This window comes from Xanthomonas arboricola, from assembly GCF_003353015.1.
Taxonomy (GTDB): domain Bacteria; phylum Pseudomonadota; class Gammaproteobacteria; order Xanthomonadales; family Xanthomonadaceae; genus Xanthomonas; species Xanthomonas arboricola_E.
Map to the genome: position 1 here is coordinate 513,561 of NZ_QREM01000001.1, position 23,287 is coordinate 536,847.

The window sequence follows — 23,287 nt, forward strand, 5'->3', positions numbered from 1 at the left end:
GCTTCATCGCGTCCGACCTGGCCTTAGGCCAGTGCCTGCCAGACGCCTTGCAGGCCGAGCACCAGCAGCGTGGTGAAAAACAAGCGCCGGAACGTCTCGGCGGAAATGCGATCGCGTACCCAGGCACCCAGCCACATGCCGATGGCGGTAGGCAGCAGCGCCCATAGCGACGGAACGATCGCCGTGCCGGGGAGCGCGCCGTGCCAGGCCAGGGCGATGGCCAGCGCCAGCGTCGCAACGCCGAAACACCAGCCCAGCGACCGGATCAACAGCTCGCGCGGGAGCTGCAATGCGGTGAGGTAAGGCAGTGATGGCAGCACGAACACGCCGGTGGCGCCACTCAACAGGCCGGTGACCAGGCCGGCCAGTGGTCCGGCCCATGGGGCGTGACGCGCCTGCAGCGTCCACTGTCGGCGGGCCAGCCCAAGCAGGGCATACAGCGCCAGCAGCGTACCCAACCCGGCGCGGACCAGGGTGGGATCGGCGCCTGTCATCACTCCTGCGCTCAGCCAGGTGCCGAGCGTCACGGTTGCCAGCAACGGCCACAGGCGCCGCAACAGCGCGAGCGTGTCTGGTCCCCAGGCTTGCTGCACATTCGTCACCAGCGAAGGCAGCGCCAGTAACACCGCTGCCTCGGCAGGTGTCAGCCACAGACCCAGCAGCCCCATTGCCACAGTCGGCAAGCCCATCCCGGCCACGCCCTTGACCCAGCCAGCCAGCAGGAAAATCCCTGCGATCAGATACCAATGGGTGTGCAAGGTCTCCATGCCCGCAAGGATCCGGGCTTGTTCTGCCGCGGACAATGCGGGATTGTTTGATGCAGGCTTCGGTACAGCCGAAGGCCGAGGCATGGGATGCGGAGCGTTGAAGGAGCCATGGCCAGTTGGCTACCCGGGTGGCTGGATGGCCGGGCTGCCTTGGCGGCGGCCGGTGCACCTCGATTGACGTACACGTGCCTGTGGAGCGCTCATGCATCTGGAATTTGTCGATTTACGCTTGTTCATCGCGGTGGTCGAGGCAGGCAGCATCACTGCCGGCGCGCAACGGGCAGCGTTGTCGTTGGCGGCTGCCAGCGCGCGGATCCGTGCGCTGGAGCTGCAAGCGGGCGCCGTCCTGCTGGAACGCGGGCGCCGCGGTGTCAGCCTGACCCCGGCCGGCGGTGTGTTGCTGCGGCACGCACGGCAATTGCAGCGACAGACCGAGGCCTTGCAGCTGGAGCTGGGCGGCTACGGCGGCGGCGGGCAGGTGACGCTGCGGCTGGCGGCCAACACCGCAGCGCTGTCGGCATGGCTGCCCGAACGGCTGGCGGATTTTCTCATCGCCCATCCGCAGCTGGATCTGGCGTTGACCGAGCAGGGCAGCGACGAAGCCGCCGATGCGGTACGCGAGGAACGCGCCGACATCGCCGTGGTCGCAGGCCACGCCGACGTCAGTGGGCTGCAGGTGCTGCCGTTCCGTGAGGATCGGCTGGTGCTGGTGATGGCTGCCACGCATCCACTGGCTGGCGCCTCGACGCTGCGATTGAACGAACTCACCGGAATCGACACGCTGGGGCTGGCCGGCGACAGCGCCCTGCAGCGGCACCTGCGCGTACACCTGAACCGCGCCGGCATGCAGTTGCGCACGCGTGCAAAGGTGCAAGGCATCGACGCGTTGTGCCGCATGCTCGCACAAGGCATGGGCGTGGCGATTCTTCCGCACGCCGCAGTGCAACGTTCATGCGTACGCGATCGGCTGGTGACGGTGTCCCTGGATGAAGCCTGGGCACCTCGGCAACTGTCGATCGTGCTGCGTCACGGGTCTGCGCCATCGACCATGCTGCAAGCGCTGGTCGATTGGCTGCAACGCGACTGAGCTGCGTGCCGTCAGACCGGCCGGCGCGTGACAGTGTCACCGCACCGGCACGATCAATGCGGCCAGGCGAATTCGGCCAGCACCGGGTAATGGTCGGATGGCAACACACCGCCTGGGCGGGTATCCAGCGTGGCCAAGCGTGTTGGTGTCAGGCCACGGAACAGGATCCAGTCGATGCGTCGGGTCGGCTGCGTGGTGAAGTCCTGGAAGGTTTTTTCCGGGCCTTGCGGTTCCGGGACGCGCGCGCGTGCATCGCCAAGCGCGGCGGTGAGGATGCGGTAGGTGCCCTGGTCAGGATCGCTGTTGAAGTCGCCGGTCAGCACTACCGGAATGTCGGCCGGCAGTGTCGCAACGCGCGCCAGAATGACGCGCGCGCTGTGCTCGCGGGCGGCCTCGTCCTGGTCGCGGTGGGCCAAATGCGTGTTGAACAGATAGAAGCGGCGCTTGTCGCTGCGGCGCTCGAACAAGGCCCAGGTCACCATGCGCGGCAGGTCGGTATTCCAGCTGCGGCTGCCGGGCACCTGCGGCGTTTCCGATAGCCAGAAGTCGCCCGATTCCACCACCGACAACGCGCGGCTGTCGTAGAACACGCCCATGCGTTCGCCGTTGCCGTCGGCGTCGCGGCCCTTGCCGAACCAGCGATAATCAGGCAGCTGTGCAGCCAGATACTGCGCCTGTTCCTGCACCAGTTCCTGCGTCCCGAAGACGTCCGGGTGCGCTTGTTCGATCGATGCCAGCATCGCCGTGCGGCGCACGCTCCAACGTTTGTCGCCATCGGTATCCACCGGCACGCGCACGTTGAACGACATCACGCGCAAGGGCGCGGGCGCAGGTGCAGCCATTGCAGGCAGGGCAATCCACAGCAGCGCGAGTGCAGCGAACAAGGAACGTGACATCGCGCGAAAGGACAGGCGTGGCATGCGGGCGGATTCCTCAGGGACCAATCGGTGAGTCTAATCGGCCTGCATGACCGGATGTCGCTGCGTCGCCGCACCGGCTTGACGTCGTTGCGCATCGGCGTAGCATTTGCAGCAAGCCGACGGACAGACCGCTGGCTGCCCAACCAACCGTGAGGGATTCTCATGGCATCGCAGTACGACTATCTGGTGTTTATCGGGCGTTTCGAGCCCTTTCATAACGGCCACGCCGCCGTCGCCCGCCATGCGCTGGGCAAGGCGAACAAGCTCATCGTGTTGATCGGCTCTGCCGACACCCCTCGCACCATTCGCAATCCGTGGACCGTCGCCGAACGCGCGGTGATGATCGAGTCCGCGTTGCCGGGCGAGAGCCAGCGGCTGATCCTGCGCCCGTTGCGCGATCACCTGTACAACGAAAGCCTGTGGATTGCCGAGGTACAGCGGCAGGTTGCCGAGGCCGTGCAGTCGGATGGCGGCACGCTTGATGCCCGCATCGGCCTGATCGGCATGGACAAGGACGCCAGCAGCTATTACCTGCGCGCGTTTCCGCAGTGGCCGCTGGAGGACGTGCAACACACCGCCACGCTGTCGGCCACCGAACTGCGCCGCTACCTGTTCGAGGCCGGCGAGATCGGCTTCCATGGTGGGCTGCTGATGCTGCGCGGCAATGTGCCGGCGCCGGTGTACGACATGCTGGAAGCGTTCCGGCGCAATTCGCCAAGCTACGCACAGCTGGTGGCCGAATACCGTTTCATCGAGCAGTATCGCGCCGCGTGGAAGGACGCGCCGTATCCGCCGACCTTCGTCACCACCGATGCGGTGGTGGTGCATTCGGGCCACGTGCTGCTGGTGCGTCGTCGCGCCGAGCCCGGCAAGGGCCTGTGGGCATTGCCGGGCGGTTTTGTCGGCCAGGACGAAGGCCTGCTGGACGGCTGCCTGCGCGAGCTGCGCGAGGAAACCCGGCTGAAAGTGCCGGTGCCGGTGCTCAAGGGCTCGTTGCGTGGGCGCCAGGTGTTCGATCATCCCGAGCGCAGCTTGCGCGGGCGCACCATCACCCATGCCTTCCATTTCGAGTTTCCGGCCGGCGAGTTGCCGGCGGTGCGCGGGGGCGACGATGCCGACAAGGCGCGCTGGATTCCGCTTGCCGAAGTGATGGCGATGGGGCCGCGCCTGTACGAAGATCACCTGCATATCCTCGAATTCTTCCTGGGTCGCGGCTGAGGGCGATAACGGATGCGTGCCGTCATCCACCCAGCGCGTCCGCGCGCAGTCCACGATCGGCTTGAACCGTAGCCTCCCGCCGGCGGACAGACCGCCGGTTCACCCGACGCGAAGGAGCTTCCGTCATGCATTACCTCGATAACCTGCTGCTCAACACCGACAGCTACAAGGCCAGCCACTGGCTGCAGTATCCACCCGGCACCGATGCGGCGTTTTTCTATGTGGAATCACGCGGTGGCGTCTACGACCAGACCGTGTTCTTCGGCCTGCAGTCGATCCTGAAGGAAGCGATCAACCGGCCGGTCACGCACGCCGACATCGACGATGCGAAGGCGTTGCTGGCCGCGCATGGCGAGCCGTTCAACGAAGCCGGCTGGCGCGACATCGTCGATCGTCTCGGTGGGCAACTGCCGATCCGCATCCGCGCCGTGCCCGAAGGCGCGGTGGTGCCCACGCACAATGTGTTGATGACGATCGAATCCACCGATCCCAAGGCGTTCTGGGTGCCCTCGTATCTGGAAACACTGCTGTTGCGCGTGTGGTACCCGGTGACGGTGGCCACGGTGAGCTGGCAGGTGAAGCAGGTCGTGCGCGATTACCTGCAGCGCACCAGCGACGATCCGGAAGGGCAGTTGCCGTTCAAGCTGCATGACTTCGGCGCGCGTGGCGTCTCCAGTCTTGGCTCGGCCGCGCTGGGCGGTGCCGCGCATCTGGTGAACTTCCTCGGCACCGATACCTTGTCGGCGTTGTTGCTGGCGCGTGCGCACTACCACACGCCGGTGGCGGGGTATTCGATTCCCGCCGCCGAGCACAGCACCATCACCAGCTGGGGCCGCGAGCGCGAGGCCGATGCGTACCGCAACATGCTGACGCAGTTCGCGCGTCCCGGCGCGCTGGTGGCGGTGGTGTCGGACAGCTACGACATCTACCACGCGATCCGCGAGCATTGGGGCACCACCTTGCGCGAGCAGGTGATCGCCTCCGGCGCCACGGTGGTGATCCGACCGGATTCGGGCGAGCCGGTGGACGTGGTCGAGCACTGCCTGCTGCTGCTGGACGAGGCCTTCGGCCATCAGCTCAATAGCAAGGGCTACAAGGTGCTCAACCATGTGCGGGTGATCCAGGGCGATGGCATCAATCCGCAGTCGCTGCGCGCGATCCTCGAACGCATCACCGCTGCCGGATACTCCGCCGACAACGTCGCCTTCGGCATGGGCGGTGCGCTGTTGCAGAAGGTGGATCGCGATACGCAGAAGTTCGCGCTGAAGTGCTCGGCCGTGCGCGTGGACGGGCAATGGATCGATGTCTACAAGGACCCGGTCACCGACAAGGGCAAGCAGAGCAAGCGCGGTCGGCTGACCTTGCTGCGCAATCGTGGCGATGGCCGTTATCGCAGTGCGTTGCTGGACGAGGTCGGCACGCATGCAGACAGCGACGATGCGCTGGTGACGGTGTGGGAAAACGGGGTCATGCAGCAAGAGTGGACCCTGGAGCAGGTGCGCGCACGTGCCGACGCCGCGCGCCGCTGACGTGCGCCACGCAGGCACCGCCCTGCGCGCCATCGATGACGACGCGTTGCTGTCTGCCTCGCCGCTGCTGGCCGGGTTGCGCGCCGCCGCGCCCAGCCTGTGGCGGCGCGTGCCGCAGCAGGGCGAGAGCGGCCGATGGCATGCATTGCGCATCGGCGCGCGCATGTACCGGGCCGCGCTGCCGATCACTTTCACTCCGTATGCGTCGGTACGGCCGTGCTCGGCGCGCTGCGGATTCTGTTCGGAAAACCTGCGCCAACAGCATGGTGGCGCGGCGGCAGCGATGTTGCGGCCAGGGCTTGACTACTTTGCGCAGTTGCGCGCCGCGTTGCAGCTGCTGCACGGGCTGCCGTTGTCGTACTCGCTGTCCGGCCTGGAGATGACCGACGATCCGGACTGGTTGCAGACCCTGCTGCAGACGCTGGCGACGACACCCGACGGCCCGCACGTGGAGCAGCGCGTGCTGTACAGCAACGGCGCCGGCTTTGCGCGCGCGCAGGGCGCGCAGCTGATCGATGCCCTGGTCGAGTTCGGCCTGTCGTGGATCGAGCTGTCGCGCCACCACCCACTGCAGGCCGGCAACGACGCGATCATGCGCTTTCGTCCCGGCGAACCCATTGCCGATGCGGCCACTTTTGCGCGCACGGCGCAACGCCTTGCAGCGCGCCTGCCGGTGCGGCTGGTCTGCATCGTGCAGCGCGGCGGGGTGGACACTGCCGACGCGCTGGCGCAGTACCTGGCATGGGCACGCAGCTGTGGCGCCACGCAGGTGATCTTTCGCGAACTGTCGCGCCTGGACGATGCGTACCGCAGCAACGGCACCTGGCGGTACATCGCGCAGCATCGCATCGGCATGGAGCACCTGCTGGCGGACTGCATGCAGCAGCCGTGGTGGCCGCGCTGGCAGATGGACGGCATGACCGAGGGCTATTATTTCTGGAATCTGCGCATGCGCAGCGAAGACGGCCTGGAGGTGGTGTTCGAAAGTGCCGACTACGCGGCCATGCACGCACGCCACGCCAGCGGCGACCTCTACAAGCTGGTGTTCTTTGCCAACGGCCGCCTGTGCGCGGGATGGGATCCGGACGCCGATGTGCTGTGGGATCCGGCCGATGGATGAGCTCGATCAGCGCAGCTGGTGGACGCCGGAAGAGGATGACCCGCGCTGGGCACTGCCCGAGGCCTTGCGCGCAGCCGATCCGCTTGGCGGGCGCGACTGTGGCTGGGTCAACCAGATGCGCCCGTTCGCGCGGCACTTCAGCGCACCGGGCGCGCAGGTGTTCGACCCGTTCTGCGGATTCGGCAGCACGCTGCTGGCGGCGACGCTGGAAGGGCGTGGCGCGCATGGCATGGAGATCGATGCCGCACGCGCGCAACTGGCACGTACGCGCCTGCAGCGGCACGGCGTGCAGGCGCCGGTGGTGGTCGGCACGCTGGTCGACACCGCGCCCGCCGCAGCGATCGACCTGTGCCTGACCAACGTGCCGTACTTCGGTTGCCACTGGCGCGGTGCGGTGCTGCCCGGGCAGCTGTACGCCAGTGCCGATTACGCGAGCTATCTGTCCGGCATGCGCGCGGTGTTGCATGCGCTGCGCAAGCGGTTGCGACCGGGTGGGTTCGGTGTGGCGATGGTGGAAAACGTCGTCGTCGGCGGGCGGGTGATTCCGCAGGCCTGGGATCTGGGGCGGATCCTTGCCAGCCTGTTCACCCTGCGCGAGGAACGGGTGCTGTGCTACCGGCGGCCGGGCGCAGCGCTGGCGCCTGCAGGCACGCAGAGCAATCGCAGCCACGAGTACGCACTGATCTTCCAGCACTGCCGTGCGCGGCTGGACCTGCAGCAGGCAGCGCAGCTGCTGCACGCGTTGCGGGCCGAAGGCCTGCCGGTGGAGCTGCACGGCAGCTACGCGCGCTGGCTGCAGGCGCCTGAGTCGGTGCCGGAGGGGCCGGCGGATCTGGACCTGATCCTGCAGGCCGAGCAGCCGCTCTGGGACCGCCTCACCGCGTGGCTGCAGGCGCAGGGATTCGCCCTGAGCCTGTGGGGCGAGCCATGCCGGGCGCCGGTCGCGCTGGCGGCGGTGCGTGCGCATCACTATCTGCGCGCCGAGCGCATCGGCGCAGACGGTAGCCGCCTGCAGCTGGACCTGCAACTGCCGGCGGATGAACCGCCGTTGCCCTGAGCCGGCCAGGCGACGCCGCGCGCACATCGGTTGCGGCTATCCTCTGTGCCGGTTTTGGATGCCGGAATGTCTCCATGTCTCGTTCTTCCCTGATTGCGCGCGGCGCCCTGCTTGGCGCGCTGGCAACCCTGGCTGGCTGCGGCGGCAGCAAGGGCGACACGATGCTGATGCGGGAGTCGTTCAATTCCGACGACACCTATTCGCGCAATGTGGCGGCCACCTCGCCGCAGGCCTGCGAGGCTGCGCGCCGGGTGTTGCTGAGCCAGGGCTATGCGGTGACGCGTGCCGATGCCGCCGCGGTGGAAGGCAGCAAGAACTTCCAGCTCAAGGAAGCCGAGCAGAGCGAACAACTCAACCTGCGCATTTCCTGCGCCACGCAGGACGGCGGCAAGGCGCAGGTGTTCGTCAGCGCCTTGCAGGACCGTTACGCGCTGAAGAAGAGTTCGACCTCGGCCAGCGTCGGGGTCGGCGTGCTCGGCTCGCTGTCGCTGCCGGTCGGCAGCAGCGGCGATTCGCTGGTGCGCGTGTCCAGCACCACGGTGCAGGACGCGGCCTTCTACAAGCGGTTCTTCGATCGTCTGAATTCGTATCTGCCCAAGGTCACCGAGGCAGTGCCGGCAGCCGCAGCTGCGGTGCCGCCAGCGCATGCGGCGTCGGTGGCACCGGTGGCGCCCAGGCCTGCGGCAGCCGCGGCCGCTCAGACGGGCGAGGCGACCACCGCGCCCGCCACGGCGCCGCCATCGGATGCAATGCCTGTTACGCAGTCGCCTGTCGCACAGCCACCGGTGGCGCCGTTGCCGGTGGAAGCGCAGGACCCGCCACCGACGCCTGCCGAGCCGCCGCACACCGANCTTATACACATCTAGATGTGTATAAGAGACAGCGCCGAAGGGGCGAGATGGAGACAGACGATGAAGATGCGCAATTCCCTCGTGGGTATGTCCCTGATCGCGTTGATGGCGACAAGCACCTTGGCGCAGGCGCAAACGCGTTCGCATCAGCAGCGTTACACCGAAGCTGATGAAGGCCGCAAGTTCGGCGACGGGACGCGCGTGCGCTGCCGCAATGTCGAAGTGCAGAAGAACTCGACCGATCCCAATCGCATCGGCGGCACCGTCGCCGGCGCTGCCATCGGTGGACTGCTCGGCAACCAGGTCGGCGGCGGCAGTGGCAAGAAGCTGGCCACCGTGGCTGGCGCGGTCGCCGGCGGCGCAGCGGGCCGCACCATCCAGGGCAACCGCCAGCAGACCAACGGCAATCGTCAGGTCGAGCGCGTCTGCGAACGTCGCTGAGACCGATGCATTGAATCCCGCGAGCCCCGGTCCTGCCGGGGCTTTCTACGTCTGAGGGTGCAGCGCCTTGCTGCCGATCCGCATCACTTTGCCTAGATGAGTGTTTTCCGGAGCTCCCGCATGCGATGGCAGGCCGGTCACATGCGGCTTGGGTCCGCAGCAGCACCTGTGGCTGCATCGCATGGGCGGCGCGGCCGCCTGTGCGCGCGCCTGTGCGCAGCTGCGTTGCTCGCCGCGCAGCTGCTGCAGGCCGCCTCGGCCACACCGAGCGAGGCCGCGCGCAAGGCCCCGGTGGACTGCGTCGACACCCTGTTGCGCCAGCTCGGTTGGGAGATCGGCAACGCGGCGGTGAGCGCGCCGGTGGTCCAGCGCGGCGCGCCGTGCACGCGCGCTTCGCTGGCACAGGCGCGCGCGGCCGGCGATCTGCAGCTGACGCTGCCGGCCAGCTGGAACGCGCAACAACGCGCGGCCACGCTCGTGGCCTTGCTGGACGATACCGCCACCCAATGTGCGTATGCGTTCGAAGTCGGTGCGGCCACGCGGCGCGCGGCCACGCAACTGCAGGACAACCCGGGCTATCGGTTTTCGGCGCTGCAACTGGGCTGGATCGGCTTCGGCTGGCGCGGCGCGGCGTCGCAGGGCTGGAGCGGCTTTCGCAGTTTCGGGCGTGGCTATCAACCGCGCGGCAGCAATGCGCAGGCGCTGGATGCGTTCTATCGCGGCCAGGTGCGCTCCGAATGCGGGGTGGGACGGCAGGTGGCCCAACTGGCCACCCAGCGCGAGTTGTATGGCGATGCGGGATTCGATCAGGTGTTCAGCGCTGGCGAGGTATCGATCGGCACGTTCCTGACCCTGCACGACACCGACAGCATCCTGCTGGGTGCACATGCCGGCGAGTTCTTCGCCGACGGCAAGGCGGTAAAGACGGCGCAACTGGGGCGCCAGGCATTTGTCGGCGCGCCGGGGTTCATCGCGCATGTGTTCGACAAGTCCTACCTGGATGACATCCACAACCAGGCCGAAAACTTCGTGGTGGTGGACGTCAGCGATGCAGCCGCGCAGGCGCTGGCGCAGCATGGCGGCTTTGCGTATTACGACGCGCGCAACCGGCAGATCTGGGAGCTGGCCAGGCAGCTGCGCGGGCCGGGCAAGCGGCGCTTCGAGCGGCTGCTGTACGAGCGCGATGCACCACTGCGCGCCACGCTCGATGCGCAACAGCAGGCACGCCTGCAAACGCTGCAAAGCCTGTTGGATGACCCGTTCTATCAGGGCTTTCTGGTGTACGTGCATCCCAAGGGCATCAAGCCGATCGGGTACCACGTGGCACGCCTGCTCGATCGCAACCCGCGCACACCGTATGCCATCGACCTGACCTTGCACAACCTGCGCAGCACCTTGTACTGGCGCTGGATCGACTGGCAGCTGCAACAGTGCGGCGTCGGCACCGAGGCGGAACAATCCATTGAGAATTCCGCCACGCCAGCGTACGCCGGGCGTGGCACCCTGCACTGATCAGAGCATAAGGAGCGATTATGGAACTGGGTATGGTGGGTTTGGGCCGCATGGGCGCCAACATGGCCGAGCGCCTGGTGCATGGCGGACACCGCGTGCATGGCTACGATCCGGGCGAAAGCGCGCGTCGCAGTGCGCAGGCCAAGGGCATTGTCGCTGCCGATGCGCTGGCCGCGCTGGTGTCCGCGCTGCCGAGCCCGCGCGTGGTGTGGTTGATGGTGCCGGCGGGCAAGATCGTCGACGACACCCTGGCGCAGCTGCTGCCGCTGTTGCAGGCCGGCGACATCGTCATCGACGGCGGAAATTCGTACTACAAGGATTCGCAACGCCGCGCCGCGCTGCTGCAGGCCAGCGGTATCGCCTTTGTCGACTGCGGCACCAGCGGCGGCGTCTGGGGACTGCAGGAAGGCTACAGCCTGATGGTCGGCGGCGACGAAGCGGCGGTGACCACGCTGCATCCGGTGCTGGCCACGCTGGCGCCGGCAGCGGACAAGGGCTGGGGCCGGGTCGGGCCGAGCGGTGCCGGCCACTTCACCAAGATGGTCCACAACGGCATCGAGTACGGAATGATGCAGGCCTATGCCGAAGGCTTCGCGCTGATGCAGCACAAGACCGACTTTGCGCTGGACCTGCACCAGGTCGCCGAGATCTGGCGTGACGGCAGCGTGGTGCGTTCGTGGTTGCTGGATCTCACGGCCGACGCGCTGGCGCACAATCCGACCATGGCCGGGATCGCACCGTTCGTGGCCGATTCGGGCGAGGGCCGCTGGACGGTGGCCGAGGCGATCGACCTGGAAGTGTCGGCGCCGATCATCACCCTGTCGCTGATGGAGCGGCTGCGTTCGCGCGACAAGGATTCGTTCACCGACAAATTGCTGGCCGCCATGCGCAACCAGTTCGGTGGCCACGCGGTCAAGACCACCACGGAAGCCGCGCCGACGATCGGCAGCAAGGACGCCTGAGCGGTTGCGCCGACTCCTGCGCGCCCGCAGGGCGGGCGCGCCGTGCAGATCTGTTCCATTGCGTCCGTGTCTGGCGACTGCCGGCGTGCCCGCCGACTGATTGCAGTACGCATTGATGCGGTGTCCGCACGCGGCACCGCAGGACGCGTGCGTGCCGATGCCGATGCCGAATATCGGCCGGGGGCCTACACCGGCGCCCGGCCTTGCATCAACAGCGCGAAGCCGCGCTTGCGCCTTCCAGCCACTGCACCTGGCCGGAGGCGGCGCTGCGTTGCGCCAGCTCCAGCAGTTCCATCACCTGCACCGCGTCGGCGCCACTGACCGGTGCCGGCCCGGCACCGGCCAGCGCGTCGCGAAAGGCGGCATAGCACTGACGGTAGTCGCCCGGCGTGGTGTCGGGTTGGTGGGTGTGCACGCGGCCTTCGTCGTCGACACGGGTGAGCGTGCCGGGGAGCGGGTCCACGCCCCAACCGGCGGTCCCAGGGCGGCGCCCGGCGCGTAGCTGGTCTTCCTGCGTGTCCAGCCCGTGCTTGAGATAGCTGCCACGGGTGCCGTGCACCGCAAAGCGCAGGCGACTGTCGGCCACCAGCGAGCCGGCATGCAGGATCACCCGCAGCCGCGGATAGCGCAGGGTGACGTGGAAATAGTCGTCGCTGCGTGCCTGGTTGCGTTGATGCTGCAGATCCGCGCCGACCGCCTGCGGCGTGCCGAACAACTGAAGCGCCTGGTCGAGCAGATGCGGCCCCAGGTCGTACCAGAGACCGGCGCCAGGAAGGTCGCTTTCGCGCCAGCGGTCGCGCACCTGCGGCCGGAAGCGGTCGAAGTGCGAATGGAATTCCACCACCTCGCCCAGCTGGCCTTCGTCGATGAGCCGGCGCACGGTGAGGAAGTCCGCATCCCAGCGCCGGTTCTGGAACACGCTGACGATGCGCCCGGCCGCATCGGCGGCAGCCACCACCGCGCGCGCCTGCGCGGCGTCCAGCGCAAAGGGCTTGTCGACCAGCACGTGCTTGCCGGCTGCCAGGGCCTGCAACGCGAACGGCGCGTGGGTCTGGTTGGGGGTTGCCAGCACCACTGCATCCAGCGCGGGATCGGCCAGTGCCATCGCCAGGTCGGCCAGCACCGCGACATCGGGAAAGTCGGTCTGGACCTGCTGAGGCTTGGACGACACCACGCTGTACAGGGCCAGGCCCGGAGTGGCGGCGATCAGCGGGGCATGGAAGGTGCGGCCGACATAGCCATAGCCGACGAGGGCCAGATTGAACGGTTTAGGCATTGAAAACGGTTCATCGCAACGACGGAGGAGGCCTGCATGGTATTGCACCCGCCTGTGTGCGCCGGGTTCACGGTCTCTGCATCCGGCAGTCACGTCTGCACGACGAACGCCGCCGCACACTACGGCCACATTCAACAGGAGGGACCATCCGATGAAGAACATGACACAGGTTCGTAAGCTGCTGGCCGTGGCACTGTCGCTCGGCCTGACCCTGGGCGCTTCGCAGGCATTTGCCGCGCCGCAGGAACATGCCGATCACAAGGACCATGCCGCCGGCATGAACGAGTCCAAGAAGCCGGTCACCGACACCTGGATCACCACCAAGGTGAAGGCCGATCTGCTGGCCACCGACAACGTGTCTGGTACCGACGTCAAGGTCGAGACCAAGAACGGCATCGTTACCCTGACCGGCACGGTTGCCACCAAGGCCGAGCACGACAAGGCCGTGGCGGTTGCCAAGGGCATCGAAGGCGTCAAGAGCGTCAAGTCCACCGGCCTGAAGGTCGTCGCTGCGAAGATGTAATTGCAGCGGTAGCGAATGCCGGACCGGCCGAGGCGAGGCGGCCGATCCGAGCACGAGGCGCACTCCATGGGGTGCGCCTTTTTTGTTGCCTGCGCGAGGCGGGCGGACCAACGGGCGCGAGGTGCTCGCGCCATTTTCACGTTTACTGCACTTATGATATGCCCATTCAGCTATGTCACCGTATGGGTGACCAGGCTGAATCGTTAATCTCATCCTGGGCCTGATCGGAGACAATGCCGACTTGCCTTCGGGGCCCCCGGCAGCGAGCGGACACAGACCTAGCAATGCAGACAACGGTCCAAGCAGACAGATGGGATCGCTGGCGCCTGCCGTCACTGGTAGTTGCCGTGTTCCTGATTGTGGTGGTGCCGTCGTTGCTGCTGCAGCAGATGGCGTACAACGCCAATCAGGCCGCAAGGTGGGTGTCGCATAGCCAGGAAGTGCAGGAGACCGCCCAGCGTCTGGAAGCGGCGATGCGCGATACCGAGTCGGCGGCCCTGATGCGTTCGCATGGCGTGCAGCGCCCGGCCTTGCTGGAGCGCATGCGGCGCGGCCGGCGCGAGTCGATGGACGCCGTGCAGCGGTTGATCGTGCTGACCAAGGACAACCCCGCCCAGCAGGTGCGGATGGGGCGGATCCAGAGCACGATCGAGCGACGCCTGTTGCTGGCCGAGCGGATTGCGGTGACCACTGCCCCCGCGCAGATCCGCGCGCTGATCGACGACATGACCTTGAACAACCCGATCCGCGTGCTGGTCGACGAGTTGCAGGAGGCCGAGGGCAAGCTGCTGGAGCTGCGCGATGCGCGCGCAGAGACCGAGCGTTCGCATTACGCGCTGTTGAGCTGGGCCACGTTGGCGGTGCAATTGCTGCTGCTGGGTACGGTGACCTGGTTGCTGCAGCGGCAGATCCTTCGCCGCCTGGCGGCCGAGCAGGAATACCTGCGCGCCAACGGCCGCGCCTCGTCGGTGTTGCAGACCGTGCGCGAGCCGATCGTGCTGCTGGACTCCAGTCAGCGCATCCTGCTGCACAACCCGGCGTTTGCCGAGTTGTACGGCCTGAACGAGCGTGGCAACGAATCGATGGCGCTGGACGATGTGGGCGAGGGGGTGTGGCGCGATGCGCAGATCCACCAGCGGCTGGCCGATGTGCTGCTGCGCGGCCGCGAGTTGTGGGATTACGAACACGAGCAGCGCGCCGCCGATGGCGTGCTGCGCACCATGCTGATCAACGCCCGGCGCATGCCGCTGCCGGACACCAGCGACGAAGACGTGGTGCTGATGACGGTCAGCGACATCAGCCTGCAGAAGGCCTCGCAGCTGCGCATCCAGGAGCTCAACCGGCAGATGGAAGGCAAGGTGGAGCAGGTGTCGGAGGTCAATCGCGAGCTGGAGGCCTTCAGCTATTCGGTCTCGCACGATCTGCGCGCACCGCTGCGCCATGTGGCTGGATTCTCCGACAAGCTGGCACGCCATCTGGGCGATGCGGCGGACGAAAAATCGCGCCACTACATGGAAGTGATCAGCAGCTCGGCGCGGCGCATGGCCTCGCTGATCGACGACCTGCTGGTGTATTCGCGCCTGGGGCGCAGCGCGCTGCGGCTGCAGGCGGTGGACATGCAGTCGCTGGTGTCGGAAACGCGCGCGATCCTGGATTCCAACGTGCAGAGCGAGAACACCGGCCACCGTGTGGACTGGCATATCGCGCCGTTGCCGGTGCTGGTGGCCGACGAGAACATGATGCGCCAGCTGTGGATGAACCTGCTCGGCAACGCGGTGAAATACAGCGGCAAGCGCACGGTGGCCAGGATCGAGATCACCTACACACCGATGGCCGACGGCGGCCATCAGTTCAGCGTGCGCGACAACGGCGCCGGCTTCGACATGGAATACAGCGCCAAGTTGTTCGGCGTGTTCCAGCGCCTGCACAAGGCCAGCGAATACGCCGGCACCGGCATCGGCCTGGCCAGCGTGCGGCGCGTGCTGACGCGTCACGGCGGCCGGATCTGGGCCGAGGGCGCGGTCGACGAAGGCGCCACGTTCTATTTCGTGCTTCCCCCTGCGCTTGAAGCGCCTAACCAAGAGTTCACTGTATGACCGCCATCCGTACCATTCTTCTGGCAGAAGACAGCCCGGCCGATGCGGAAATGGCCGTCGACGCCTTGCGCGAAGCCCGCCTGGCCAATCCCATCGTGCACGTCGAGGACGGCGTGGAGACCATGGACTATCTGTTGCGTCGGGGCATCTTCGCCGATCGCGAGGAAGGCCTGCCGGCGGTGTTGCTGCTGGACATCAAGATGCCGCGCCTGGACGGGCTGGAAGTGCTCAAGCAGATCCGCAGCGACGAAACCCTCAAGCGCCTGCCGGTGGTGATCCTGTCGTCCTCGCGCGAAGAGAGCGACCTGGCGCGCAGCTGGGACCTGGGCGTGAACGCCTACGTGGTCAAGCCGGTGGACGTGGATCAGTTCTTCAACGCGGTCAAGACGCTCGGCACCTTCTGGGCGGTCATCAACCAGGCACCGGAGCTGGACTGAACCATGCCGCATGAGGGGGGGAAACTGGAGCAGCTGAAGATCCTTCTGGTGGAAGATTCGCCGGAAGACGCCGAGCTGTTGTCCGATCAGCTGCTCGATGCCGGGCTGGATGCGGCGTTCGAGCGCGTGGACAGCGAACCGTCGCTGCGCGCCGCGCTGGATGAATTCCAGCCGGACATCGTGTTGTCGGATCTGAGCATGCCTGGATTTTCCGGCCATCAGGCGCTGCGCCTGGTGCGCCAGAGCGGCGCCACGCCCTTCATCTTCGTCTCCGGCACCATGGGCGAGGAAACTGCGGTCAAGGCGCTGCAGGATGGCGCCAACGACTACATCATCAAGCACAACCCGACCCGCCTGCCGAGCGCGGTGATCCGTGCGATCCGCGAGGCGCGTGCCGACCTGGAACGCCAGCGCGTGGAGAGCGAGCTGATGCGTGCGCAGCGGCTGGAAAGCCTGGCGATGCTGGCAGCCGGGTTGAGCCACGACCTGCGCAATATCCTGCAGCCGTTGCTGATCGTGCCCGACCTGCTGGCCGGACGCACCGAAGATCCGCAGCTGCGCCAGCTGGCCAACGTGGTGGCCGAGTGCGGCCGGCGTGGGCATGAGATGGCCGAGTCGATGCTCTCGTTCGTGCGTGGTTCCAACAAGCCGCGCGAGCAGGTGTCGATCGCCAACCTGTTCCAGGCCGTGCAGATGTTGCTCAAGAGCAGCCTGCCCGACGGCGTGCGCCTGCAGATGGACACGATCCCGCTGGATCTGACCATCGAGGCCAACTACACCGAGCTGCAGCAATGCCTGCTCAACCTGGGCCTGAACGCGATCCAGGCGATGCCGGGCGGCGGAATGCTGACCCTGTCGGCCGATCGCCACGACGGCACGCGGGTGCGCATGAGCGTGGCCGACACCGGCGTGGGCATGAGCGAGGACACCCGCGCGCGCCTGTTCAGTCCCTTCTTCACCACCAAGGCCGATGGCACCGGCCTGGGGCTGATTTCCTGCAAGCGCATCGTGGAAAGCTACGGCGGCAGCATCGTGGTCGACAGCCGCCTGGGCGAGGGCACGCGTTTCGACATGATCGTACCGATGCGTGCGGCCACGCTGACGGTTGCCGACACCGAGCCGCCGCTGGCGTTGGGGCGTGGGCAGCGCGTGCTGCTGGTGGATGGCGAGGCCACGCGCCTGTCGCTGCTGGGCAATGCCCTGTCCAGCCAGGGCTACCAGCCGCAGCTGGCCAGCGATGGTGCGGCGGCGCTGCAGCTGGTGCAGCAGCACGCGATGCCGGACCTGGTGATCATCGACAGCGACATCATCCAGCTCTCGGCGGTGAGCGTGCTGTTGAGCATGCAGGAGCTGGGCTATCAAGGTCCGGCGATCGTGCTCGAAGATGTCGGCGCGCCGCTGCAACGTTCGTACTTCCCGCCCGATCTGCCGGTGCATGTACTGCGCAAACCGCTGGAGATGCGCCGGGTGTTCCGCGCCGTTGCGCATGCGCTGGAAGTGGCCTGAGGCCCGGCCCCGGCACGCAGCGGGCGCCAGCCCCGGATGCGGCACGATTGCAACAGTTGACGCTGATGCGGGCCGCATGCGCGAATAACGCATGACCACCGTGCTCCTCAGCCTCGGCAGCAACGTCCAGCCGACCCACTACCTGCGCCTGGCCGTCGACGCCTTGCGCGCGCGCTTCGGCCAGCTTGCCATCTCGCCGGCGTATCGCACGCCGGCAGTGGGCTTCGACGGGCCGGACTTCGTCAACAACGCCGTGGCGCTGGACACGGACATGGACCTGCAGGCACTGGACCATTGGCTGCATGCGCTGGAAGATGCGCACGGCCGCGATCGCAGCGGCCCGCGTTTCAGCGACCGCACCCTGGATGTGGACGTGGTGTTCTTCGGCGACTGCATCGTCGAAGGCCCCGGGCATCTGCGCATCCCGCGGCCCGAGCTCAGGCATGCCTTCGTGTTGAAGCCGCTGGCCGATATCGCGCCGGACTTCGTCGATCCGCTGAGCGGGCAGACCCTGGCCGCATTGTGGCAGGCGCATCCGCAGTACGGCATCGCGTTCACCACGGTGCAGCTGGATCCGGCCCCGGCGCTGGATGTGGCGCGCTAGCGTCGTTGCGGTTCAACTGAGCTGGCGGCCGCCATCCACATGCAGGGTGTGGCCGGTGACGAAGCCGGCATCGTCCAGCAGCCAGCGCACCGCCTCGGCGATTTCCTCGGGCGTGCCGATGCGCGCCAGCGGCGTGCGCGCGAGCAACGCCTGCCTGGCGTCTGCAGGCTTGCCTTCCTCCGGCCACAGGATCGCACCGGGCGCGACCGCGTTGACGCGCACCTCCGGTGCCAGCTCCAGCGCGAGTGAGCGGGTCAGCATCTCCAGCGCGCTCTTGGATGCGCCATACAGCGGATGGTTGCGCATCGGCTGCTGCGCATGCAGGTCGGTGAGGTTGACGATGGCGCCGCGGTGCCGGCGCAGCTGCGCGGCGGCCGCCTGGGCGATGAAGAACGGCGCGCGTGCGTTGACGGCGAACAACTCGTCCCATTGCGCCGCCGTCGCTGTGCCGAGTGCGGTGGGATAGAACGCGGAGGCATTGTTGACCACGCCATCCAGGCGCCCGAACGCGGCGATGCAGTCGGCGACCAGCTGCGCCGGCGCTTCCGGCAGGCGCAGATCGGCGTGCAGGGCCTGCGCACTGCCGGCGCGCAGGGCACACAACTGCGCCACGCGCGTGCCGAGCGCCTCGCCGGAGCGGTGCGCATGCAGGGCAACGCGGTAGCCGGCCGCATGCAGCGTGGTGGCGATCTGCGCGCCGATGCGGCGACCTGCGCCGGTGATCAACACCACCTTGGAACTGTCTGTCATGGCGTACTCGCTCGGCGTTGCAAAGGGCTCGGCTATCCTGTGCATTGTCCCCGCAACCGGTGCCCGCATGCACGCCGACCTTCCTACTCCCGATCCGGACGCCCTGGCGCACAGCGATCGGCTGGCCGCGCATCTGCGCGCCGAGATCGCCGCCGCCGGTGGTGCGATTCCATTTTCGCGTTTCATGGAGCTGGCGTTGTATGCGCCGGGCCTGGGTTACTACAGCGCCGGCTCCAGCAAGTTCGGCGAGGCGGGCGATTTCGTCACCGCACCGGAGCTGGGTCCCTTGTTCGCGGCCACCGTGTCCGGTGCGCTGGCGCCGGTGCTGCAGCAGCTCGGGCCGCAGGCGCGCGTGCTGGAAGTGGGCGGTGGCAGCGGGGCATTCGCCGAAGTCACGCTCAAGCGCCTGCTCGAGCTGGATGCGCTGCCGGAGCGTTACGCGATCCTGGAGCCCAGCGCCGACCTGCGCGAGCGTCAGCGTGAGCGTTTGGGACGTAGCCTGATCCCGCCGGTGTTCGACCTGGTCGAGTGGCTGGACGGTCCGTTCCCGGACGATTGGGATGGGGTGCTGTTCGCCAACGAAGTGATCGACGCATTGCCCACGCCGCGCTTCACGCTGCGCGACGGCGAGGTGTATGAGGAGACCGTGGTGCTGGATGCGCAGCAGCAGTTCGCGCGCGGCGAGCAGCCGGCCGACGCCTTGCTGGGCGCGGCAGTGCGGCATCTGGAACGCTATCTGGAGCAGCCCTTCGCCGATGGCTATCGCTCCGAGTTGCTGCCGCAGTTGCCGTACTGGATCCAGGCCGTGGCCGGCGGCTTGAAGCGCGGTGCAATGCTGTTCGTCGACTACGGTTACCCGCGTGGGGAGTTCTACCGTGCGCAGCGCGAGGATGGCACCTTGCGCGCGTTCTATCGCCACCGCATGCATGAGGATCTGTATCGCTGGCCGGGCCTGCAGGACCTGACCGCATCGGTGGACTTCACCGCGCTGGCCGAGGCCGGTACCGGGGCCGGTTTCGAGCTGGCCGGCTACTGCACGCAAGCGAGCTTCCTGCTCGGCAACGGCCTGGATGCGTTGCTGGCACAGGCCGATACGCGTACCGATGAAGTAGGGCGCATGCGCTTGCGCGAGCAGATCAAGCGGCTGACCTTGCCCAGCGAAATGGGCGAGCGCTTCCAGGTGATGGGGTTTGCGCGCGATGTCGACTTTGCGCCGGCCTTTCTGGCGGGCGATCTCACATGGCGGCTGTGAGCCCGGCGCTGCGGCCGTTCCATCGACCACGGTTGTGGGTAGGCCTGTGGCTCGCGGCCATCCTGGTGGTGATCGCAGTGTGCCTGGGGCCGCCGCCGGAGTTTCCGGAACTGCCGTCCAACAGCGACAAGGGCGAGCACTTCCTGACGTTCGCATTGTTGTGCTGGGGGGCGGTGCAGCTGTTCGCCACCCGGCGCGCGCTGTTGTCTGCGGCATTCGGATTGGTGCTGCTGGGGATCGGCATCGAGATCGCGCAAGGGGCACTGACCACCAACCGCAGCGCGGATCCTTACGATGCGTTGGCCGATACGCTGGGCATCCTCGCCGGCTTGTGCCTGGCACGAACGCCGCTGCGGTGGGTGATGCTACGGATGGACAAGCGCCTGTTCGGGCCGCGCGAATAGGTCTCGTGTACAGCGGTTGATCTGTGGTTTTCCTCCAGGGCTCTTGCCCGCCCACCATGGCGGGACACGCTGCAAGGACGAGTGGCCGATCTTCGGCTCTGCGGATAGATCAGCTGTAGAGCGGGTGATGTGCGGTTTTTCTGCAGGGCCCTTGCCCGCCCACCATCGCGGGACACGCCGCAAGTACGTCCCTGTAGGCTCCGGCGCGGCATCCATGCCGCTCAGGGTCNTCGCGGGACACGCCGCAAGTACGTCCCTGTAGGCTCCGGCGCGGCATCCATGCCGCTCAGGGTCCCGCGACGGTGAGCGGGCAAGGACCAGTCGAGAGGGTCGGTGCGCAAAGTTAAGAGCAGTGCTGGGTGCGCCTCCATCATGAAGCATCGGCTCCATGTCTGATGCGCTCCGTAGTACAGATAGCTTTTTGGATGAGCGCCGACCAACTGTCTGGTGCGGTGTCCTCGCCGGTTGCGGGACCGTGTGGCGGCATGGATGCCGCCACCGCGCCGCCAAGGATGGGNAACTGTCTGGTGCGGTGTCCTCGCCGGTTGCGGGACCGTGTGGCGGCATGGATGCCGCCACCGCGCCGCCAAGGATGGGTTCACGGCGTCTCCCGCAGGCGGTGAGGGCACCGCGCCCTTGACCGGCAGAGCGTCGCTACAGCTTCATAACGCCCTGACTCAAAAGCTGGTCGTCCTGAGTTGGCACCGGTGGGTGTGGATGGGCTAGACGCCGTGGTTGCCTGAAACGGCTGCATGGTCGGGATACCCGACTGCACACCGTCGCTGCGCAGCATTTATGCGGAATTTACGCGGCGGCTGTCGCAGGTCCATAGCGACTTTACGCAGCGCGGGAAGACACTGCGCAGGTTGGCGGAGCGGTTCCGCCCTGGACGATTCCGATGCATCCCTTGACCTGTCTGCTCCATCGCCGCTGCGCGCGCGGTGCGGCAGCGCTTTGCCTCGTCGGCCCGCAGATGCTGCATGCGCCGCCGCACACCGTCTCCATCGCGCCGCGTTGCGCGCGTCTCGGGGAGTAGCCGACATGCCTGCCTGGTTGTCCCTGTTGTGCGGCGTGGCCGTGCTGGTTGCCGCTGCGTACCTGCTGTACGTGGTCCTGCGCCCCGAAGACTTCTGATGCGAGTGCGCTCCAATGATTGAAACTCTCCTTGTCTATGCGCTGGCCATCGTGCTGGCCTGGCCGCTTGGCCGCTATCTGGCGGCGGTGATGCGCGGCGCCCCGATGCGCGGCGATGCGCTGTTCGGCTGGATCGAACGGCCGCTGTATGCACTGCTCGGCACCCGCCCGCAGCAGGGCATGTCGTGGCGCGGCTATGCGGTGGCGTTCTTGCTCAGCAACCTGGTTGTCGGCCTGCTGACCTGGGCAGTGTTCATGACCCAGGCGTGGCTGCCGTTCAACCCGGACGCCGTCCCGAACATGCGCTGGGATACCGCGCTGCACACCATGGTGTCGTTCGTCACCAACACCAACCAGCAGCATTACTCGGGCCCGGCGCAGTTGTCGTATCTGGCGCAGATGAGCGGCATCGTCGGCCTGCAGGTGGTGACGCCGATGATGGGCCTGGCGTTGGCAGTGGCGACCTTGCGCGCCTTGTTCGGTGGGCGAGTTGCCGCAACGCTGTCCGATGCCTCGCTGCTGCCTCATGCGGCGGCGGGCAGCAAGTCACTGGTGGCTGGGCCGGACGCTCCGGAGATGGGCATGCCACGCCAGGGACGGCAGCCGTCGGGTTCCGGCATGGAGGACCTGCCGGACGCGGACGTCGGCAATTATTGGGCCGATGTGATCCGCGCCAGCGTGCGCGTCCTGCTGCCGTTGTGCCTGCTGTGGACGGTGCTGCTTGGCTGGCAGGGCGTGCCCTCCACGTTGCAGGGTGCGGCCACTGCCGCACCGCTGGACAGCAGTGCCGGCATGCCCAGGCAGACCATACCGGTCGGGCCGGTTGCGGCGATGGTCGCGGTCAAGCAGCTCGGCACCAATGGCGGCGGCTGGTACGGCCCCAACAGTTCGGTGGCGCTGGAAAATCCCACGCCGCTGAGCAATCTGCTGGAGACGCTGGCGCTGGTGCTGTTGCCGATGAGCGTGGTGTTCATGGTCGGCTACCTGACCGGGCGCAAACGGCTCACCGCCCTGGTATTGGGCACCATGCTGACGATGTCGGCCGCGTCCACCGCGCTGTTGCTGTGGTCCGAAGCGCATTCGGCCAGTGCCAGCTCGGCTGCCGTGATGGAAGGCAAGGAGGTGCGTATCGGCGCGGATGCGTCCGCGTTATGGGCGGCGTTGACCACGCAGACCTCCAACGGCTCGGTCAATGCGATGCACGATTCGCTGGCGCCGTTGAGCGGCCTGGTCACGCTGGTGGACATGCTGATCAACGCGATCTGGGGCGGCGTCGGCTGCGGTTTGCAGCAGTTCGTGGTGTATCTGCTGCTGAGCGTGTTTCTGGCCGGTCTGATGACCGGGCGCACGCCGGAGTTGTTCGGCCGCAAGATCGAAGCGCGCGAGGTGCAGCTGCTTGCGCTGCTGATCCTGCTGCAGCCGCTGGTGGTGCTGGGCTTCACCGCGGTGGCGCTGGCGGTGCCTGCAGTGACGGCCAATTCCAATCCCGGCTTCCATGGCATCAGCCAGGTGTTCTACGAGTACACCTCGGCCTTCGCCAACAACGGGTCGGGCTTCGAAGGGCTGGGCGATGCGACGTACTGGTGGAACCTGAGTTGCTCGGCGGTGCTGGCATTGGGCCGCTATCCCGCGCTGATCCTGCCGCTGATGGTGGCTGCGCGCATGGCAGTGAAGCGGCGTGCGCCCGAGTCGGCCGGCAGCCTGCAGGTCGAAACGCCAACCTTCGCGCTGACCCTGATGGCGATCGTACTGGTGCTCACCGTGCTGCAGTTCATGCCGGCACTGGTGCTGGGTCCTATCGCTGAACACCTCGCCCTGGCGGCGTCCTGAGAGTTTGAGCA

At 67.1% G+C, this 23,287-nt stretch carries 22 protein-coding genes; 18 read left to right on the forward strand and 4 right to left on the reverse strand.

The window, feature by feature from the left end; genetic code table 11:
• Positions 1-23: 23 nt before the first annotated feature.
• Entirely contained in the window at positions 24-767 is a 744-nt protein-coding gene (locus C0541_RS02290) for a sulfite exporter TauE/SafE family protein (protein WP_115045493.1), read from the reverse strand.
• A 202-nt stretch (positions 768-969) separates the two neighbouring features.
• On the opposite strand from C0541_RS02290, the gene C0541_RS02295 reads away from it, so the two are divergent.
• Positions 970-1,854, forward strand: coding sequence for a LysR substrate-binding domain-containing protein (locus C0541_RS02295; protein WP_115045494.1), 885 nt, complete (start codon positions 970-972; stop codon positions 1,852-1,854).
• 53 nt (positions 1,855-1,907) lie between these two features.
• Here the strand turns inward: C0541_RS02295 and C0541_RS02300 are convergent, their stop codons facing one another.
• On the reverse strand, positions 1,908-2,774 hold the full coding sequence (locus C0541_RS02300) for an endonuclease/exonuclease/phosphatase family protein (RefSeq protein WP_115045495.1): 867 nt from the start codon (positions 2,772-2,774) through the stop codon (positions 1,908-1,910).
• A 162-nt stretch (positions 2,775-2,936) separates the two neighbouring features.
• On the opposite strand from C0541_RS02300, the gene C0541_RS02305 reads away from it, so the two are divergent.
• The 8 genes from C0541_RS02305 (at position 2,937) to gnd (ending at position 11,464) form a co-directional block, all read left to right on the forward strand.
• Positions 2,937-3,992, forward strand: coding sequence for a bifunctional nicotinamide-nucleotide adenylyltransferase/Nudix hydroxylase (locus C0541_RS02305; protein WP_115045496.1), 1,056 nt, complete (start codon positions 2,937-2,939; stop codon positions 3,990-3,992).
• 125 nt (positions 3,993-4,117) lie between these two features.
• Positions 4,118-5,521 (forward strand): nicotinate phosphoribosyltransferase, encoded by a 1,404-nt coding sequence (locus C0541_RS02310; RefSeq protein WP_115045497.1) that lies wholly within the window; start codon positions 4,118-4,120, stop codon positions 5,519-5,521.
• Between the two features lie 46 nt (positions 5,522-5,567).
• Complete coding sequence (locus tag C0541_RS02315; RefSeq protein WP_115045674.1) at positions 5,568-6,641, forward strand: hypothetical protein; 1,074 nt, start codon at positions 5,568-5,570, stop codon at positions 6,639-6,641.
• Positions 6,634-7,698: a DNA methyltransferase gene (locus tag C0541_RS02320; RefSeq protein ID WP_115045498.1), complete on the forward strand. Its 1,065-nt coding sequence runs from the start codon at positions 6,634-6,636 to the stop codon at positions 7,696-7,698. The genes C0541_RS02315 and C0541_RS02320 overlap by 8 nt, the downstream gene beginning before the upstream one ends.
• A 74-nt stretch (positions 7,699-7,772) precedes the next feature.
• Positions 7,773-8,564, forward strand: coding sequence for a DUF2242 domain-containing protein (locus C0541_RS02325; protein WP_161959842.1), 792 nt, complete (start codon positions 7,773-7,775; stop codon positions 8,562-8,564).
• Positions 8,565-8,609: 45 nt separating this feature from the next.
• The gene (locus tag C0541_RS02330; protein WP_115045500.1) at positions 8,610-8,990 is read left to right on the forward strand and encodes a glycine zipper 2TM domain-containing protein; all 381 of its coding nucleotides are present in this window, start codon (positions 8,610-8,612) and stop codon (positions 8,988-8,990) included.
• A 141-nt stretch (positions 8,991-9,131) separates the two neighbouring features.
• Positions 9,132-10,502 carry a hypothetical protein gene (locus tag C0541_RS02335; RefSeq protein ID WP_115045501.1) on the forward strand — a complete coding sequence of 457 codons (1,371 nt, stop codon included), beginning with the start codon at positions 9,132-9,134 and terminating at the stop codon, positions 10,500-10,502.
• 20 nt (positions 10,503-10,522) lie between these two features.
• Entirely contained in the window at positions 10,523-11,464 is a 942-nt protein-coding gene (gene gnd / locus C0541_RS02340) for a phosphogluconate dehydrogenase (NAD(+)-dependent, decarboxylating) (protein WP_115045502.1), read from the forward strand.
• A 208-nt stretch (positions 11,465-11,672) separates the two neighbouring features.
• On the opposite strand, the gene C0541_RS02345 is transcribed toward gnd, so the two are convergent.
• The gene (locus tag C0541_RS02345; protein WP_115045503.1) at positions 11,673-12,740 is read right to left on the reverse strand and encodes an oxidoreductase; all 1,068 of its coding nucleotides are present in this window, start codon (positions 12,738-12,740) and stop codon (positions 11,673-11,675) included.
• A gap of 151 nt (positions 12,741-12,891) precedes the next feature.
• Here C0541_RS02345 and C0541_RS02350 point away from each other — a divergent pair, with 151 nt between their 5' ends.
• The 5 genes from C0541_RS02350 (at position 12,892) to folK (ending at position 17,906) form a co-directional block, all read left to right on the forward strand.
• Entirely contained in the window at positions 12,892-13,263 is a 372-nt protein-coding gene (locus C0541_RS02350; protein ID WP_161959843.1) for a BON domain-containing protein, read from the forward strand.
• Positions 13,264-13,547: 284 nt separating this feature from the next.
• Positions 13,548-15,359 carry a sensor histidine kinase gene (locus C0541_RS02355; RefSeq protein WP_115045504.1) on the forward strand — a complete coding sequence of 604 codons (1,812 nt, stop codon included), beginning with the start codon at positions 13,548-13,550 and terminating at the stop codon, positions 15,357-15,359.
• Complete coding sequence (locus C0541_RS02360) at positions 15,356-15,796, forward strand: response regulator (RefSeq protein ID WP_115045505.1); 441 nt, start codon at positions 15,356-15,358, stop codon at positions 15,794-15,796. Before C0541_RS02355 ends, C0541_RS02360 begins: the two co-directional genes overlap by 4 nt.
• Before the next feature lie 3 nt (positions 15,797-15,799).
• Positions 15,800-17,302, forward strand: a complete 1,503-nt coding sequence (locus tag C0541_RS02365; protein ID WP_115045506.1) for a hybrid sensor histidine kinase/response regulator — start codon at positions 15,800-15,802, stop codon at positions 17,300-17,302.
• A gap of 91 nt (positions 17,303-17,393) precedes the next feature.
• The gene (gene folK, locus C0541_RS02370) at positions 17,394-17,906 is read left to right on the forward strand and encodes a 2-amino-4-hydroxy-6-hydroxymethyldihydropteridine diphosphokinase (protein WP_115045507.1); all 513 of its coding nucleotides are present in this window, start codon (positions 17,394-17,396) and stop codon (positions 17,904-17,906) included.
• Positions 17,907-17,918: 12 nt separating this feature from the next.
• On the opposite strand, the gene C0541_RS02375 is transcribed toward folK, so the two are convergent.
• On the reverse strand, positions 17,919-18,656 hold the full coding sequence (locus C0541_RS02375; protein WP_115045508.1) for a pteridine reductase: 738 nt from the start codon (positions 18,654-18,656) through the stop codon (positions 17,919-17,921).
• Here C0541_RS02375 and C0541_RS02380 point away from each other — a divergent pair.
• The 4 genes from C0541_RS02380 to kdpA all read left to right on the forward strand — a co-directional run bounded on the left by C0541_RS02380 (position 18,655) and on the right by kdpA (position 23,276).
• Complete coding sequence (locus C0541_RS02380) at positions 18,655-19,908, forward strand: class I SAM-dependent methyltransferase (RefSeq protein WP_024939666.1); 1,254 nt, start codon at positions 18,655-18,657, stop codon at positions 19,906-19,908. The genes C0541_RS02375 and C0541_RS02380 overlap by 2 nt on opposite strands.
• A complete protein-coding gene (locus tag C0541_RS02385; protein WP_115045509.1) occupies positions 19,896-20,312 on the forward strand; it encodes a VanZ family protein in 417 nt (138 codons plus the stop codon). The genes C0541_RS02380 and C0541_RS02385 overlap by 13 nt, the downstream gene beginning before the upstream one ends.
• A 1,041-nt stretch (positions 20,313-21,353) precedes the next feature.
• Positions 21,354-21,446, forward strand: coding sequence for a potassium-transporting ATPase subunit F (locus C0541_RS02395; RefSeq protein WP_006452907.1), 93 nt, complete (start codon positions 21,354-21,356; stop codon positions 21,444-21,446).
• A 15-nt stretch (positions 21,447-21,461) separates the two neighbouring features.
• Positions 21,462-23,276: a potassium-transporting ATPase subunit KdpA gene (kdpA, locus tag C0541_RS02400; RefSeq protein WP_115045511.1), complete on the forward strand. Its 1,815-nt coding sequence runs from the start codon at positions 21,462-21,464 to the stop codon at positions 23,274-23,276.
• The last annotated feature ends 11 nt before the right edge of the window (positions 23,277-23,287 follow it).

Bases quoted from the DNA above. Each gene is read 5' to 3' on its own strand.
- C0541_RS02290 (WP_115045493.1), bottom strand. From the start codon at position 767: ATGGAGACCTTGCACACCCATTGGTATCTGATCGCAGGGATTTTCCTG.
- C0541_RS02295 (WP_115045494.1), top strand. From the start codon at position 970: ATGCATCTGGAATTTGTCGATTTACGCTTGTTCATCGCGGTGGTCGAG.
- C0541_RS02300 (WP_115045495.1), bottom strand. From the start codon at position 2,774: ATGCCACGCCTGTCCTTTCGCGCGATGTCACGTTCCTTGTTCGCTGCA.
- C0541_RS02305 (WP_115045496.1), top strand. From the start codon at position 2,937: ATGGCATCGCAGTACGACTATCTGGTGTTTATCGGGCGTTTCGAGCCC.
- C0541_RS02310 (WP_115045497.1), top strand. From the start codon at position 4,118: ATGCATTACCTCGATAACCTGCTGCTCAACACCGACAGCTACAAGGCC.
- C0541_RS02320 (WP_115045498.1), top strand. From the start codon at position 6,634: ATGGATGAGCTCGATCAGCGCAGCTGGTGGACGCCGGAAGAGGATGAC.
- C0541_RS02330 (WP_115045500.1), top strand. From the start codon at position 8,610: ATGAAGATGCGCAATTCCCTCGTGGGTATGTCCCTGATCGCGTTGATG.
- C0541_RS02335 (WP_115045501.1), top strand. From the start codon at position 9,132: ATGCGGCTTGGGTCCGCAGCAGCACCTGTGGCTGCATCGCATGGGCGG.
- gnd (WP_115045502.1), top strand. From the start codon at position 10,523: ATGGAACTGGGTATGGTGGGTTTGGGCCGCATGGGCGCCAACATGGCC.
- C0541_RS02345 (WP_115045503.1), bottom strand. From the start codon at position 12,740: ATGCCTAAACCGTTCAATCTGGCCCTCGTCGGCTATGGCTATGTCGGC.
- C0541_RS02350 (WP_161959843.1), top strand. From the start codon at position 12,892: ATGAAGAACATGACACAGGTTCGTAAGCTGCTGGCCGTGGCACTGTCG.
- C0541_RS02355 (WP_115045504.1), top strand. From the start codon at position 13,548: ATGCAGACAACGGTCCAAGCAGACAGATGGGATCGCTGGCGCCTGCCG.
- C0541_RS02360 (WP_115045505.1), top strand. From the start codon at position 15,356: ATGACCGCCATCCGTACCATTCTTCTGGCAGAAGACAGCCCGGCCGAT.
- C0541_RS02365 (WP_115045506.1), top strand. From the start codon at position 15,800: ATGCCGCATGAGGGGGGGAAACTGGAGCAGCTGAAGATCCTTCTGGTG.
- folK (WP_115045507.1), top strand. From the start codon at position 17,394: ATGACCACCGTGCTCCTCAGCCTCGGCAGCAACGTCCAGCCGACCCAC.
- C0541_RS02380 (WP_024939666.1), top strand. From the start codon at position 18,655: ATGGCGTACTCGCTCGGCGTTGCAAAGGGCTCGGCTATCCTGTGCATT.
- C0541_RS02375 (WP_115045508.1), bottom strand. From the start codon at position 18,656: ATGACAGACAGTTCCAAGGTGGTGTTGATCACCGGCGCAGGTCGCCGC.
- C0541_RS02385 (WP_115045509.1), top strand. From the start codon at position 19,896: ATGGCGGCTGTGAGCCCGGCGCTGCGGCCGTTCCATCGACCACGGTTG.
- C0541_RS02395 (WP_006452907.1), top strand. From the start codon at position 21,354: ATGCCTGCCTGGTTGTCCCTGTTGTGCGGCGTGGCCGTGCTGGTTGCC.
- kdpA (WP_115045511.1), top strand. From the start codon at position 21,462: ATGATTGAAACTCTCCTTGTCTATGCGCTGGCCATCGTGCTGGCCTGG.